Source organism: Enterobacter cloacae complex sp. SHL021 (genome assembly GCF_049237765.1).
GTDB lineage: Bacteria > Pseudomonadota > Gammaproteobacteria > Enterobacterales > Enterobacteriaceae > Enterobacter > Enterobacter cloacae.
On sequence record NZ_JBMKJG010000003.1, the window covers coordinates 55,319 to 70,280 of the forward strand.

At 55.4% G+C, this 14,962-nt stretch carries 10 protein-coding genes; all 10 read left to right on the forward strand.

The window, feature by feature from the left end:
* The 10 genes from tssC (at position 1) to ACOTZF_RS03910 (ending at position 14,961) form a co-directional block, all read left to right on the forward strand.
* Positions 1 to 1,536, forward strand: coding sequence for a type VI secretion system contractile sheath large subunit (tssC, locus tag ACOTZF_RS03865; protein ID WP_045294366.1), 1,536 nt, complete (start codon positions 1 to 3; stop codon positions 1,534 to 1,536).
* 17 nt (positions 1,537 to 1,553) lie between these two features.
* Complete coding sequence (gene tssK, locus ACOTZF_RS03870) at positions 1,554 to 2,894, forward strand: type VI secretion system baseplate subunit TssK (RefSeq protein ID WP_129251786.1); 1,341 nt, start codon at positions 1,554 to 1,556, stop codon at positions 2,892 to 2,894.
* The gene (tssL, locus tag ACOTZF_RS03875) at positions 2,891 to 3,583 is read left to right on the forward strand and encodes a type VI secretion system protein TssL, short form (protein WP_129318172.1); all 693 of its coding nucleotides are present in this window, start codon (positions 2,891 to 2,893) and stop codon (positions 3,581 to 3,583) included. The genes tssK and tssL overlap by 4 nt, the downstream gene beginning before the upstream one ends.
* A complete protein-coding gene (locus ACOTZF_RS03880; protein WP_129251782.1) occupies positions 3,580 to 5,286 on the forward strand; it encodes an OmpA family protein in 1,707 nt (568 codons plus the stop codon). The genes tssL and ACOTZF_RS03880 overlap by 4 nt, the downstream gene beginning before the upstream one ends.
* A gap of 5 nt (positions 5,287 to 5,291) precedes the next feature.
* The gene (hcp, locus tag ACOTZF_RS03885) at positions 5,292 to 5,783 is read left to right on the forward strand and encodes a type VI secretion system effector Hcp (RefSeq protein WP_038985100.1); all 492 of its coding nucleotides are present in this window, start codon (positions 5,292 to 5,294) and stop codon (positions 5,781 to 5,783) included.
* Between the two features lie 172 nt (positions 5,784 to 5,955).
* Positions 5,956 to 8,592 carry a type VI secretion system ATPase TssH gene (gene tssH / locus ACOTZF_RS03890; RefSeq protein WP_421636045.1) on the forward strand — a complete coding sequence of 879 codons (2,637 nt, stop codon included), beginning with the start codon at positions 5,956 to 5,958 and terminating at the stop codon, positions 8,590 to 8,592.
* Positions 8,589 to 11,081 carry a type VI secretion system Vgr family protein gene (locus ACOTZF_RS03895; protein ID WP_129317715.1) on the forward strand — a complete coding sequence of 831 codons (2,493 nt, stop codon included), beginning with the start codon at positions 8,589 to 8,591 and terminating at the stop codon, positions 11,079 to 11,081. Before tssH ends, ACOTZF_RS03895 begins: the two co-directional genes overlap by 4 nt.
* A gap of 254 nt (positions 11,082 to 11,335) precedes the next feature.
* Entirely contained in the window at positions 11,336 to 13,267 is a 1,932-nt protein-coding gene (locus ACOTZF_RS03900) for a T6SS effector phospholipase Tle3 domain-containing protein (RefSeq protein ID WP_038985106.1), read from the forward strand.
* Positions 13,268 to 13,531 carry a PAAR domain-containing protein gene (locus ACOTZF_RS03905; RefSeq protein WP_038985107.1) on the forward strand — a complete coding sequence of 88 codons (264 nt, stop codon included), beginning with the start codon at positions 13,268 to 13,270 and terminating at the stop codon, positions 13,529 to 13,531.
* On the forward strand, positions 13,531 to 14,961 hold the full coding sequence (locus ACOTZF_RS03910; RefSeq protein WP_038985109.1) for a hypothetical protein: 1,431 nt from the start codon (positions 13,531 to 13,533) through the stop codon (positions 14,959 to 14,961). Before ACOTZF_RS03905 ends, ACOTZF_RS03910 begins: the two co-directional genes overlap by 1 nt.
* Position 14,962: the final 1 nt, after the last annotated feature.

A 14,962-nucleotide genomic window follows, 5' to 3' on the forward strand; every position in this document is an offset into this window, starting at 1 on the left:
ATGTCTGTTAATACTGAAAATGGCTCCGCGCAGGGGCAGACCACTGTGCTGGAAAAAGAGAGCGTCTACGCCTCCCTGTTCGACAAAATCAACCTGACCCCGGCCACAAGCCTGGGCGATATCAATGCGTTTCTGGACGATGCCGCACTGTCTGATGCTCCGGCAGGTGAGCGCCTGACAGCGGCAATGCAGGTATTTATGGACTGCATCCGCAAATCCGGCCAGCCAGTGGAAAAACTCGATAAAACCCTGATTGACCACCATATCGCGGAGCTGGATTTCCAAATCAGCCGCCAGCTGGATGCGGTGATGCATCATGCAGAATTCCAGAAGGTGGAATCCCTGTGGCGTGGCCTGAAGCAACTGGTGGACAACACCGACTACCGCCAGAACGTGAAAACGGAAATTCTGGATGTGTCCAAAGACGACCTGCGCCAGGACTTTGAAGATGCGCCGGAACTTATCCAGAGCGGCCTGTACTGGCACACCTATACCGCCGAATACGACACCCCGGGCGGCGAGCCGATAGGCTCGGTTATTTCAGCGTACGAATTTGACGCAAGCCCGCAGGACGTGGCGCTGTTGCGCAATATCTCGAAAGTCTCTGCCGCAGCACATATGCCGTTTATCGGTGCCGTCGGGCCGAAATTCTTCCTCAAGGAATCGATGGAAGAGGTGGCCGCGATTAAGGACATCGGTAACTACTTCGACCGTGCCGAATACATCAAATGGAAATCCTTCCGCGACACCGACGATGCCCGTTATATCGGCCTGGTGATGCCGCGCGTGCTGGGGCGTCTGCCTTACGGTCCGGACACGGTGCCGGTGCGCAGTTTCAACTACGTTGAGCAGGTGAAAGGTCCGGACCACGAAAAATACCTGTGGACAAGCGCATCTTTCTCCTTCGCCTCCAACATGGTGAAGAGCTTCATCAATAACGGCTGGTGCGTGCAAATTCGTGGCCCGCAGGCAGGCGGGGCGGTGAAAGACCTGCCGATCCACCTGTACGATCTGGGTACCGGCAACCAGGTGAAGATCCCGTCAGAGGTGATGATCCCGGAAACCCGCGAGTTTGAATTCGCTAACCTGGGCTTTATACCGCTGTCGTACTACAAGAACCGTGATTACGCCTGCTTCTTCTCGGCAAATTCGGCGCAGAAACCGGCGCTGTACGATACCGCCGACGCCACGGCCAACAGCCGCATCAATGCCCGTCTGCCGTATATCTTCCTGCTGTCGCGCATTGCGCATTATCTGAAACTTATTCAGCGCGAAAATATCGGTACGACGAAAGATCGCCGTCTGCTGGAGCTGGAACTCAATACATGGGTACGCAGTCTGGTGACCGAAATGACCGACCCGGGCGACGAACTACAGGCCTCACACCCGCTGCGCGACGCGAAGGTGGTGGTGGAAGACATTGAGGACAACCCGGGCTTCTTCCGCGTGAAGCTGTTCGCGGTGCCGCACTTCCAGGTGGAAGGCATGGACGTGAACCTGTCGCTGGTGAGCCAGATGCCGAAGGCGAAAGCGTAAGTTAAGGCAGGAAGCCAATGAAAACGGAACAACCGTTATGGGGCAGGGGCCAGATGGTCTCTCCCCAGCACTTCCAGCAACAGGCCGCGTATGCGGCCTGGTCTGCGGAATGCATCGCCCGGTTAGGTCTCTCCCATCCCTGGGGAGTGATTGATGCCACTTTCGAACCGGATGCACTGAAACTGGGCCGCCTGCAGGCTCGTCATCTGCACATTCGTTTCCCTGACGGGACGCTTATCGACACTGATAATGCTGACGATCTGCCACCGGTGCTGGCGCTTGAGAGTGGATCACAGGATGCGGTGGTGGTGCTGGCCCTCCCGCTGCTGCGGGCGAATGGCGGCAACTGTCTTACACCCGATGCGGTGGCCGAACGCCCTGTTCGCTATCGCCAGCGCTGGCGGGATATCCGCAACGCTTTTGGGGACGACACCCGCCAGATTGCGGTCATGAAACCTGAGCTGACGCTGCGGTTTGCCTGTCAGGACAACAGCGATTATCTGACCTGCCCGGTTGCCCGCCTGCTGCAGGATTCGCAGGGGGCATGGTTACTGGATGAGACGTTTCTTCCGCCACTGCTGGCTCTGCAGGGCAGCCGCTGGCTGATGACCCAGCTGGAACAGCTGATGAGCCAGCTACGTGTACGCCTGAGTCGGCTGATGGCCATGCGCCGGGAAAGTAATGAGCGGATGGCCGATTTTGCCGTGGCGGATGTGTCCCTGTTTTGGCTGCTCAATGCCCTTAACAGCGCAGAACCCGTGCTCGGACAGTTTCAGCGCCACCCGCAAAGCCCGCCGGAGCGTCTGTATCCGGAACTGGCACGCCTGGCGGGCAGTCTGCTGACTTTCTCGCTGGAGCATCAGGTGAGTGCGATCCCGGTCTGGCAGCATGAGCAACAGAATAACGTATTCCCGCCGCTGTTTGATTTACTGGGCGACCTGCTGGAAGCCAGCCTGCCGTCGCGGGTGGTAGCGATTGAGCTTGAGCATGATGCCCGGCTTCACTTCTGGCAGGCCCGTCTGCATGACCCACGTCTGCGTGAAGGGGCTGATTACTACCTCTCGGTGCGTTCAACGGTACCGGTGGCACAACTGCAGGAGCAGTTCCCGCGCCAGTGCAAGGTCGGCAGCCCCGATCATGTCAGAAGTATCGTCAATTCATCGCGGGTCGGCGTGCCTCTGACGCCGCTGCGCCATGTACCGGCAGCCATTCCGTTACGTCTGGAAAATCAGTATTTCAGTCTTGATGTCTCTCATCCTCAGGCCACTGAAATGCTTCAGGGTGGGACCTGCATGTTTTACGTTCCGGGCATGCTCGGCGAGCCTGAACTTGAACTCTTTGCGGTGCTGAGAACATGAGTGAGCGTAAACGCGGCACTGCCGCGGCCATTGATATTGATGCCCTGCTGCAGGACACCTGGCTTCAGGTGATCAGCCTGCGTCACGGTCCGACGTTTCAGGAGGGCGAAGGGCGCACGCTGTGGGAGCGCTGTATTGCTGATGTCGAACGTGTGCAGCGTGAGCTGAAAGCGAGCGAACTCGATGAAGCCAGCTGTCAGCATATTCTTACCGCACAGTGCGCCCTGCTCGATGAGGCGGTGAAAGGTCGTGGTGTGGAAGATGACGCCTGTGTGCAGTGGTATGACATTCCCCTGCAGGGGCACTTCCTCGGCACTATGGACGCCGGCGACACGCTGTGCGATCGGATGCGCGATGTGCTGCGTGAACCGGCGCCTGACCACGCTGTCGTGACCTGCTTCCAGCGGGTCATGATGCTGGGTTTTCTCGGCAGTTACCGCTCACTGAATGACCCGGAGCGCCAGAAACTTGTCAACGCACTCAGTGAATATGTCACGCCGTTCAGCTATCCACAGTCCCACCCCGTACTGGCGGAAAGTCATACCGGGCGGGGAATCATGGGCGGCTGGCTGGCGTCATGGCCCGTACGTATTGGTCTGAGCGTGATAGTGGTCGCTGCACTCTGGTGGGGACTGGATCGCTGGCTGGACCAGTTGCTGCTAACCCTTTTACCGGGGGCCGTGAAATGAGTCCTGCACAACAGCGCGGGCTGGCGTTGTGGGCCGTCCTGCTAAGTGCCGTGGTCTGCCTGAGTTTTCTGCCGGTATCCAGGTGGGTTTCTGTGCTCATTCTGCTGGTGGTTCTGGGGCTTATCGTGGCGTTCTGGACTGTCGCCAGTCGCCGTGAACAGCATGATGTCACCCTGCGCCTGGAGGATCTGCCTGACGCCACTTACCGTCAGCCCGTAGTGCTGGTTTGTGGCGATCTGCCTCTGGCCTGGCCGCATTCGTCACCGGTACTCACTGTCACGCAGGGATGCTGGATTCGCGTAGAGGATCATCATGATCTGGCGCAGGTCGCCCGTCAGATACTGTGGTTACGTCCTGACTGGGGACGTCAGCTGTCGGTGATGGTCAGCGTCTGCCCGCAGCAGCACCCTGACAGCGAAGCCCTGATCAGTCGACTGCTGACCCTGCGCTGGCACATCAGTCAGCTGCGTAAAGCAACCGGTCACTCTGTGCCGCTGGTGCTGAATGGTCAGGTCGGCAGCGCGATGACGAATGACATGTTCTGGCAGGCGGTTTTCCCGGGAGAAGGGGTGAGGGTCTGGCGTGAATCTTCAGCCCCGGGTTCTGTTGCTGAATGGGTTACCTCCGGCGGAACGCCTGCGGTGCAGCAACAGGTGCTGATGAATAGTCTGATGAACTGGTTTCGTCAGCATGTCCAGGCAGTTTTTATGGATGAGAACCCCGATGTGCCGGTCATTGCACCTGTTGCGGTGCTGTGGGGAATGGGGCCGATCCTGGCCGGAAGCCTGGCCACATCGGCCTGGACGACGTGGCTTTCCCGTCACACCGCGATGCAGCAGGTGTCTGGCTGGCAGCCGGTGGGAACGGACAGTACGGTCATCTCCCTGTTCCCGGATTTTATTCTGCCATTACTGCCGGAAGGGCGGGGCCTGACACCGCGTGAGCGAACCTGGCGTTGTGCGCTCGGGATTTTCACGCTGGCGGCCATTGCTGCACTGCTCAGCAGTGGCTGGAACAACCGCCAGCTGCTGCAACGCGTGAGCTTCGATATTGTCCGTTACAACAGCATCGCCATGGATGATTACGGTCCGAAAGCCAGCGCCGTACAGGTGCTGCGCGAGGATGCGGCGCTGCTGGATGAGCATGCACGCAATGGTGTACCGGCCCGGCTGGGCCTGGGGCTTTATCGGGGGGTACGTCTGCGAATACCGGTGCTGGAAGCGATCCGTTCGTATGTACCACCACCTCCTCCACCGAAGCCTGTGGAAAAGGTCGCGCCGAAAATCATCCGCCTCGACAGCATGTCGTTGTTCGACACAGGCAAATGGGCGCTGAAACCCGGCACCACGAAGCTGCTGGTGAATTCGCTGGTGGGCATTAAGGCGAAGCCCGGCTGGCTGATTGTGATTGCGGGCCATACCGACAGCACGGGCGATGACCCGTCCAACCAGGTGCTCTCCCTGAAACGAGCGGAGTCCGTGCGCAACTGGATGCGCGACACCGGCGATGTGCCGGAGAGCTGCTTTGCGGTGCAGGGCTACGGCGAAAGCCGTCCTGTTGCCACCAACGACACGGCGGAAGGCCGGGCGCTGAACCGCCGTGTCGAAATCAGTCTGGTGCCGCAGGCGAATGCCTGTCAGCTGCCGGGCAATACCCCCGCGCCATCGCAGGATGATGGCGTCTCAAAAAATGAAATGGAGTAATTAACATGGCAATTCCTGTTTATCTGTGGCTGAAGGACGATGGCGGCGCGGACATCAAAGGTTCCGTGGACGTTCAGGATCGTGAAGGCAGCATCGAAGTTGTTGCTCAGGAACACAACCTGTACATCCCGACCGACAACAACACCGGCAAACTGACCGGCACCCGTATCCACACGCCGTTCCTGTTCACCAAGGAGATCGACTCCTCCAGCCCGTATCTGTACAAGGCGGTGACCACCGGCCAGACCCTGAAATCTGCGGAATTCAAGTGGTACAAAATCAACGATGCCGGTCAGGAAGTGGAGTACTTCAACACCAGACTGGAAAACGTGAAGGTGGTGAAGGTGAATCCGGTGATGCATGACATCAAGGATCCGTCTTTCGAGAAGCACAACCATCTGGAGCAGATTGAGCTGCGCTACGAAAAAATCACCTGGACCTACAAGGACGGCAACATCATTCATTCCGATTCCTGGAACGAACGCGCCACCGCCTGAGTCTCGTGCGGACGGGTTCTCCCGTCCGCCGTTTTTGCTGAACGCCTGTAACCGCGGACGTTCAGCAAAGAAAAACACAATCTGCCTGCCCGACCTTATGCGCTTTGGGTTCCTGAATACCAGGAAAAGCGACGGGCGGTAGCGTGTCCGGAACTGATAAAGAGAGAGTCTCATGGAAAATCCAGCCAGCCTGTTACGTCGTCTGAACCCCTACTGCGCCCGTGCGATGGAAGGCGCAGCGTCGCTCTGCCAGACCCGCACCCATGCGGAAATCCTGCCCGAGCACTGGCTGCTGAAGCTGCTGGAGCAGGGTGAAGGCGATCTCACCGTGCTGGCCCGCCGTTATGAATGGGACATGGACGGGATATGGCAGGATTTGCTGAATTTTCTGGAGAAACTGCCCCGTTCAGTGCGCGGCCGCCCGCAGCTTTCGGACAGCATTCAGACCCTGATGCAGGACGCGTGGCTGCGCGCCTCGCTGGCAGGCGAAGCGCAGATCCGCAGCCAGCACCTGCTGATGGCGCTGGTGGACCTGCAGGGCCTGGTGCGCTGCGACGGCTTATGGCCGCTGCTGACGCTGGGGGGGAGCCAGCTTGAGCGTCTGCGACCGCTGCTGGATGCGCAGTCAGACGAGCGCGAAGAGGTACAGCAGGAAGAGGAGCTGACGCAGGGCGGTAGCGTGCCGCTGTCCGGCAGTGAGGTGAAAGAGGGCGAACTGAATCCGGCCCTGCAGAACGCGCTGGACAAGTTCACCCTTGACGTCACCGCTAACGCGCGTGAGGGCAAAATCGACCCGGTGTTCGGCCGCGACAATGAAATCCGCCAGATGGTGGATATTCTCTCGCGGCGTCGCAAGAACAACCCGATTCTGGTCGGGGAGCCGGGCGTGGGGAAAACCGCGCTGGTGGAAGGGCTGGCGCTGCGCATCGCCGAAGGGAATGTGCCGGAGTCCCTGAAAACGGTGAGCCTGCGCACGCTGGACCTCGGTCTGTTACAGGCGGGGGCAGGCGTGAAGGGGGAGTTTGAACAGCGCCTGAAAAACGTCATTGATGCGGTGCAGCAGTCTCCGTCCCCGGTGCTGCTGTTCATCGACGAAGCGCACACCATTATTGGCGCAGGCAATCAGGCGGGTGGCGCGGATGCGGCCAACCTGCTGAAACCGGCGCTCGCCCGCGGCGAACTGCGGACCATCGCGGCCACCACCTGGAGTGAATACAAGCAGTATTTTGAGCGCGACGCGGCACTGGAGCGGCGCTTCCAGATGGTGAAGGTGGACGAGCCGGACGACGACACCGCCTGCCTGATGCTGCGGGGGCTGAAATCCCGCTACGCACAGCACCACGGGGTGCACATTACCGATGAGGCGGTCAGGGCGGCGGTGACCCTTTCCCGTCGTTACCTGACCGGCCGTCAGCTGCCGGACAAGGCGGTTGACCTGCTGGACACCGCGTCGGCCCGCGTGCGGATGAGCCTCGACACCGTGCCGGAGCCACTGACCCGCATGCGGGCGCAGCTCACGGCCCTGGCGATGGAAAAGCAGGCGTTACTGGAGGATATCGCGGTGGGTAACCTCACCCACGGTGAACGTCTGGCGGCCATTGAACGGGATGAAGTCCGCATTATTCTGGAGCTCGACGAACGGGAAGCGCAGTATGGCCAGGAGCTGAAACTCACGGAAGAACTGCTCGCCTGCCGTGCGGACATCTCCCGTCAGGCGGAGATTGCCGGCCTGCAACAGCAACTGAGTGACGTTCAGCAGGGTAACCCGCTGCTGGGGCTGGATGTGGATGCGCGTACCGTCGCCACGGTGATTGCTGACTGGACCGGGGTACCGCTTTCCTCATTAATGAAGGACGAGCAGACGGAACTGTTACGCCTCGAAGAGCACCTCGGTAAACGCGTGGTGGGCCAGGATGCGGCGCTGAATGCCATCGCGCAGCGCCTGCGCGCGTCAAAAACCGGGCTTGCGCCGGAGAACGGCCCGCAGGGCGTGTTCCTGCTGGTCGGCCCGAGCGGCACCGGCAAGACCGAAACCGCGCTGGCGCTGGCGGACGTGCTGTACGGCGGTGAAAAATCCCTGATTACCATCAACCTCTCCGAATACCAGGAGCCGCACACCGTCTCCCAGCTTAAGGGTTCCCCGCCGGGCTACGTCGGTTACGGTCAGGGCGGTATTCTCACCGAGGCAGTGCGCAAGCGCCCGTACAGCGTGGTGCTGCTCGATGAAGTGGAGAAAGCGCACCGTGACGTGATGAACCTGTTCTACCAGGTCTTCGACCGCGGCTTTATGCGCGACGGCGAGGGGCGTGAAATCGACTTCCGTAACACGGTAATTCTGATGACCTCCAACCTCGGCAGCGACCACATCATGCAGCTGCTGGATGAACAGCCGGAGGCAACAGAAGGTGACCTGCATGAACTGCTGCGTCCGATCCTGCGTGACCACTTCCAGCCTGCGCTGCTGGCGCGTTTCCAGACGGTGATTTATCGTCCTCTGGCGGAGGCCGCCATGCGCACCATTGTGGAAATGAAGCTCGCACAGGTGAGCAGGCGGCTGAGCCGACACTACGGTTTGACCACCAAAATTGATGAGAGCCTGTACGACGCGCTGACCGCGGCCTGCCTGTTGCCGGATACCGGTGCGCGTAACATCGACAGCCTGCTGAACCAGCAGATTTTACCGGTGCTGAGCCAGCAGTTGCTGACGCATAAGGCGGCGGGGCAAAAGCCACAGCACCTGACCCTCAACTGGAGTGAGGAGGCGGGGATCGGACTGGAGTTTGACTGCACAGGAGGAGCGCACGCATGAGCAGTAATCCCCCGCTGAGATTCAGCCACAGCCATCATCTGCTTTCGGTGAAGGGCTGTGACGCAGGGCTTGATGTGCTGGCGTTTGAGGGCGATGAAGCCCTGAGTAAACCCTTCCGCTACCGTATTGAATTCAGCAGCGCGGACCATGCCATCAGCAAAGAGATGATGCTGATGAAAGCGGCTTCCCTGACGCTGCAGGCTCCGGTTGACCAGGGTTATGGCATTAAGGTGCAGCAGCCGGTGCGGGTGATACAGGGGATGGTGAGCGGGCTTGAGCGTCTTGGCACCTCAAAAGATGAAACCCGCTACGCGGTAACGCTTGAGCCGCGTCTGGCACTGCTTGACCGCTCGCACCAGAACGCCATCTACCAGGACATGTCCGTCCCGCAGGTTGTGGAGAAAATCCTGCGCGAGCGCCACGGCATGCGCGGCCAGGATTTCCTGTTTTCGCTCACCAGAGAGTATCCACGGCGTGAGCAGGTGATGCAGTACGGTGAGAACGACCTGCACTTTATCACCCGCCTGCTGGATGAAGTCGGTATCTGGTTCCGCTTCACCACCGACACGCGGCTGAACATCGACGTGGTGGAGTTTTACGACAGCCAGCAGGGGTATGAGAAAGGCCTGACGCTGCCGTCGGTGCCGCCGTCCGGGCAGCACTCACAGGGTGTGGACTCGGTATGGGAAATGGAGAGCCACCATAACGTGGTGCAGAAGCAGGTCAGCACCCGCGACTACAACTACCGCCAGGCGACGGAAGACATGAATACCCTGGTGGATGCGACCTGCGGGGATACCACCACATATGGTGAGGCCTATCACTGGGCCGATAACTACCTGACACCCGGCAGCGCGTATGACCGCAACCCGGCGCCGGAGTCCGGGGCGTTTTACGCCCGCATTCGTCACGAACGTTACCTGAATGGCCAGACGAAGACCAGGGCTTTCACCAGCTGTCCGGTGCTCTCTCCGGGGCAGGTAGTGAAAGTCACCGGTGGGTACGAAGTGGCAGACGTGTTTGCGCAGGGTGTGGTTGTCACGGCGATGCACAGCCATGCCCGGCGTGATGAAGATTTTGGCGTCAGGTTTGACGGTATCCCGGACAGCACCGATTTTTGTTTCCGCGCGGCGCCAGGCAGCCGCCCGGTGATGGCCGGCACCTTACCGGCCCGCGTCACCAGTACCACCGAAAATGACACCTACGGGCATATCGATAAAGACGGCCGCTACCGCGTCAACATGCTGTTTGACCGGGACAACTGGGAGACCGGATTCGAGAGCCTGCGGGTCCGCCAGTCCCGCCCGTATGCCGGCGACACGTACGGCCTGCACCTGCCGCTGCTGGCGGGTACCGAGGTGGCGATTGGTTTTGAAGACGGCAACCCGGACCGGCCGTACATTGCCGGTGTGCTGCACGACTCGGCGCACGGTGACCACGTCACCATCCGCAACTATAAACGTAACGTGCTGCGCACCCCGGCGAACAACAAAATCCGCCTCGACGACGAGCGCGGAAAAGAGCATATCAAGGTCAGTACGGAGTACGGCGGCAAGAGCCAGCTGAATCTCGGCCACCTGGTGGACAGCGAGAAACAGCAGCGCGGCGAGGGGTTTGAGCTCAGAACCGACAGCTGGGGTGCCATCCGGGCGCAGAAAGGGATTTTTATCAGTGCTGACGGTCAGGCTAGGGCGCAGGGCCAGGTCCTCGATATGGAGCCAGCGCTTGCAAGGCTTTCAGCAGCATTAGTGGAAATGGAGTCTCTTGCTGCCAGCGCACGGCAGGCTCAGGCACTGGTTGCTGATGTCAGTCGCCAGCAAAAACTCCTGAAACAAAAAATCGGGCAACTGCATGAGGAAGTGATTCTGGGCAGTGCGCCAAAAGGCATGGCACTGGTGAGCGGCGAAGATATGCAGCTATCAGCCAGTGATAATATGACGCTGACAGCGGGTAAACAGCTGGATGTCGGTGTGCAGAAGGACTTTACGCTGGCGGCCGGTAAACAACTCAGCCTGTACAGTCGTGAAGGGGCAAAACTTTTCAGCTCGCAAAACGACATTGATATTCAGGCTCAGGGTGGGAATATCACCACCTGGTCGACACAGGACACGCATATTTCGAGTGGCAGGAAACTGATTGTTACGGCAAAGGACGAGCTGACGCTGATATGCGGAGGCGGCTATATCAAAATCAGCGGCGGGAATGTTGAGATTGGTGGTCCTGGCAAATTGTTTATAAAGAACTCAGGAATAAAAAAAGCTGGTTCCGGTAGTATGCAAGGAGTTATGAAGTCATTCGAACCAGAATGTTTTGACGAAAAATTTATTATCAGAAATGCATTAACCCAAGAACCGCTCCCAGGAAAAGCCTATAAAATAACTATGCCAAACGGATCAGTTGTCACTGGTATAACAGACTCGCAGGGGGCAACGACACTTAATTCTTCGGATATGATAGATGATATGGTCATAACACTTACAGGTCGTTAAATAATATTGATGGAATACCTATGTTAGGATTAATACTCTTTATAATGTGTTTATATTCTCTTGTGATTGGCAGTCTCTTATATATTTTTGTTGGGTTTTTTCATAAACCTATTAATGGTGGGTGGAAAAAAGCAGGTAAGTGGTGTATGTGTGTGGCTTTGTCATATGTTATTATATATATCCTTCAGTTACATGGTGTCCCAATAATAAGATAAGCAACGGCTTGTCTAACAGATAATAAAAGGATGCTTCTAATGAGTGAAAAAACAGAAACAACTAGGGCTTTAGAGTTGAAGTATGACGACAATGGGAAACCCTCATGGCGTTCAAGCCCATCTCATAAAAATATAAAGGTCCGTGGAGGATGCGATTTACCTCCTCATCTTCCTGGTTTGATAATACTCGTCCATGGTGTTAACTCAACAGGTGAATGGTATCAAAATGCGGAAGTGTCTCTCTGCGACGGATTAAATGATAGGTTGGGGCTCAATGGTACTCAATTTGAATTGAAGCCGAACAAATATAGTACAGATTGTGAGGAAGAGGGAGGGAAAAGTAACTCGTCACCTTCACCTTTAGCTCGCAGAGAACTTATTGAAAATTCTGAGCGTTCTCCAATCATTCGATTCTATTGGGGATATTCTTCTGTGAGGGGGGAAGAGGATAAATATGTTATTCCGTTAGCTAATGTGGATGGTGAAGATTATCATCAAATGAAAAGGACAGGTATAAAACCAGATGATATTCGGAAAAAAGGGCCATATATATGGGGAGGTGGCCCATTCCAAAATGGCACGAATAACTTACACTCGCTTTGGAGTAACTATGGATTCGATGAGAATCTGGCGGGAATTCCTGGAGCGAAACTTCAGTATTTCAATGAAGATAAAGATAGACTTTTAACAAACGCTCCGCCAAGAAAATATTATTCACATGCAGCTAAGCGATTAGCAGATCTTTTAGACCTTATCCGGGATAAATATCCTAACGATACAGTTAGTATTATCTCTCATAGCCAAGGAACAATGGTTTCGCTAGCCGCAGTCACATTAGCAAAAAAAGGACCAGATGCTCTTTTTATATTAAACTCCCCTTATGCAATGCATAATAGCCAGCTTAATGAATTTTCAATTCCTCAACAAGAGAGAATTTCTCCAAGTGGACGCGAAAATACTTTGTCATCAATAATTGAAAAAATTGCAAAGCAATCCTCACATCTGTCCTCCGTGGGTTATAAAGGGTTATGTGTAGGCAAGTTTACTGATAACTCGAGTTGGAAGCCTGAAGGTGAGAATGTAATACGGGCTGGAAAAATACAAGAACGTGATAATCATGGCAGAACGTATATTTATTTTTGCCCTCATGACCGAGTTATGGGGTCATTACCGCTTCGCTCGATAGGGTGGCAGGGCTTACCTAATGATAAAAATGGGAATCCACATCCATTAATTGTGAGATTTAAAAATAATTTGTACCAGAGGATGTTGGCTAGGAATACGCCATGCGGCTCTTATCCTGATAAGCAGACACCATTTGGTACTTTACCTGATGGAAAACCCTTCTGGGATGATAAAGGCGACCAATATCAAAGCAGCAGCATCACCTATCCAGACCCTCCAGAATGGCAAACAGTGTTTGTAAATGCAGAAAAAGTCCCTGAGCCAATTAATCCCAGTGAGTTGGCCGAATTTGATGTAACCAGAGTTGGTAAAGAGCATGACTCAAAACAACAGGATGGGTGGGGGGAAGTAGTCCCTAAAACTGGAGAGAAATATGACAATACATATGATAACTATGTCAATTTATATCCAAATCAAGATGTTGTAATCGGCTATAAGGAGCTTCCAAGTGGTTATGTGCAAGAGATAACTAGGAAGGAAACTTTCGAAGAAAAAGATAAAAGATTACGAACTTATGTTTCTCAACCAACAGATCACAGCACACTGCCGGGAAGCAAGAAATTTATGTCCAGAGTAGTTGCTTATGATTTACCGATAGGTTACTGCGATGCTACATGGGATAAAGAATTCCTTTCAAAGCTCCGATACCTTGCTGATTGGACCACTGGCGCTGATCCTTATATGAACACCGGGATTGTTGAAAGTATTAATGAACCTTCAATGATAAGTCGGGAAACGGGTATCGAGGAAATGATTCGAGAAAAGGCAAAGGAGTATGGTTATTAAATGAGTAGATACATCGTTGTTTTAGGGGATGCCACTACGCATGGTGGCAAAGTCACATCAGCCTCATCCAGTTTCGATATATCCGGTAAAAATGCCGCACTTTTGAATGATACCGTCAGTTGCCCGAAACACGGCATTAATAAAATTATTGAATGCGATGTTTCTGCGTATGAAGAAAACGGGCGTGGAATTGTATTGCACGGCTGCAAGACGCAGTGTGGTGCGAGTGTCATTGCAAGTATGCCGGATATGGAGGTTGGCTGATGGGATGGTCTCTGCCGGAAGTGCCTGAAAAAGAGCAGGCACCGGCCTGGTCACCGTGGATCTGTCTGTTGATTATTATTCTCGGACTTTGCACTGGACTGCTTGTTGTGGTACTAAAATCACCGGTGACAGGGTTACTTTCATTGAGCAATGGGGCCTGGTTACCACTGACGACCTGGACATTTGCGGGCATTTCGGCAGCCATCGCGGTCTATACTTTCAGTCAGGAAATGCTGGCAATTTGTGTCTGGAACTGGAATGAGTGGTGCCGGAACATGCGTCTGAAGTGGCGCTTACGTGCACAACAGCATCTTGTCATTCTCAGCCATGTTTTCATCACTGCCGATAAGGGACTGTTAGCTCGTCTTGCACATACGCAGGAAGAGGAAAGTACAGACACATCGCCTCTCACGATGTTGCCAGACGAACCGCTTACACCCGGTATTTCACGTTTTGAGCAACTGCTTCGTCATCTCATTGCTCAGATAATGCCCTCGATTCGGCGGCGATATCCTTCCGGCCCACTCCAGATTATTGTTCAGACCAACGGTAGCGACAAAGACCGTGAATCTCAATCATTCCATCGTATCTGGTCAGCAGGTTCCCCTCCCTGGAAAGCTGAGATTCATTTTCAGGACGCAGACTCATCCTTTGATGACTGGAATCAGTTTATGGGATTAACAACGCTGCCGGTATTGGTACTAGCCATGCACTATCGTTTGCCCAATGATGTTCTGCCGGAATTTGCCAGCGCGTTATTTTTGATGCCGCCATCGATGCTGAATCCGGGTGAGCAAAAAAATGCGTTACGGGTTTTCCGGGCGATGCCGCTCAACACCCGTATGCTTGCAACGGAACTCACTGAATTACGGGATATGGCTCTCACGCCTGCCAGCAAGAAACACCTTGTCTGGCACAGTGGACTCTCAGATGCGCCACGGCAGTCAGTGAGCAGGGTGCTGAATGATCTGTCGGTTCCTTTGTACGATAGCATTGGCACTGGCGGTGTCATTGACTATGATACCGCCAGTGTCCGGTATGGCGGTCTTGCTGGCTGGGCAATGACTGGCGCTGCGGCTGAGATGGCTGCTTATGGCCCCGCCAGCCAGTGGCTTCTTCTCGAAGGTGAAGATGATGCCTGGGTAGTGACGCTCGGAAACGCCGCCCCCGCAATCGGGCATGATCATTTCGCTATTCAACCACCCTTTCCCGGGGGATCTGTTCTTATGGCATTACTGCTCAATGCTGGGCTGTACAGTCTGATGATCCGCTATTTCCCTTCAACTGCATTCTCCTGGGCAGGGATCTCTCTTCTTCTGCTGTCATTGATAGTGACATTGCCTGGGCTGGCCATTTTGCTGAGACGAATTACAGCCCGCCTTCAGCGCCCGGAATTTATCAGGGTAGCACGACACTCCGGAAAGGAATAAC

Excerpts from the sequence above, each read along its gene's own strand:
- tssC (WP_045294366.1), top strand. The coding sequence starts at position 1 with ATGTCTGTTAATACTGAAAATGGCTCCGCGCAGGGGCAGACCACTGTG.
- tssK (WP_129251786.1), top strand. The coding sequence starts at position 1,554 with ATGAAAACGGAACAACCGTTATGGGGCAGGGGCCAGATGGTCTCTCCC.
- tssL (WP_129318172.1), top strand. The coding sequence starts at position 2,891 with ATGAGTGAGCGTAAACGCGGCACTGCCGCGGCCATTGATATTGATGCC.
- ACOTZF_RS03880 (WP_129251782.1), top strand. The coding sequence starts at position 3,580 with ATGAGTCCTGCACAACAGCGCGGGCTGGCGTTGTGGGCCGTCCTGCTA.
- hcp (WP_038985100.1), top strand. The coding sequence starts at position 5,292 with ATGGCAATTCCTGTTTATCTGTGGCTGAAGGACGATGGCGGCGCGGAC.
- tssH (WP_421636045.1), top strand. The coding sequence starts at position 5,956 with ATGGAAAATCCAGCCAGCCTGTTACGTCGTCTGAACCCCTACTGCGCC.
- ACOTZF_RS03895 (WP_129317715.1), top strand. The coding sequence starts at position 8,589 with ATGAGCAGTAATCCCCCGCTGAGATTCAGCCACAGCCATCATCTGCTT.
- ACOTZF_RS03900 (WP_038985106.1), top strand. The coding sequence starts at position 11,336 with ATGAGTGAAAAAACAGAAACAACTAGGGCTTTAGAGTTGAAGTATGAC.
- ACOTZF_RS03905 (WP_038985107.1), top strand. The coding sequence starts at position 13,268 with ATGAGTAGATACATCGTTGTTTTAGGGGATGCCACTACGCATGGTGGC.
- ACOTZF_RS03910 (WP_038985109.1), top strand. The coding sequence starts at position 13,531 with ATGGGATGGTCTCTGCCGGAAGTGCCTGAAAAAGAGCAGGCACCGGCC.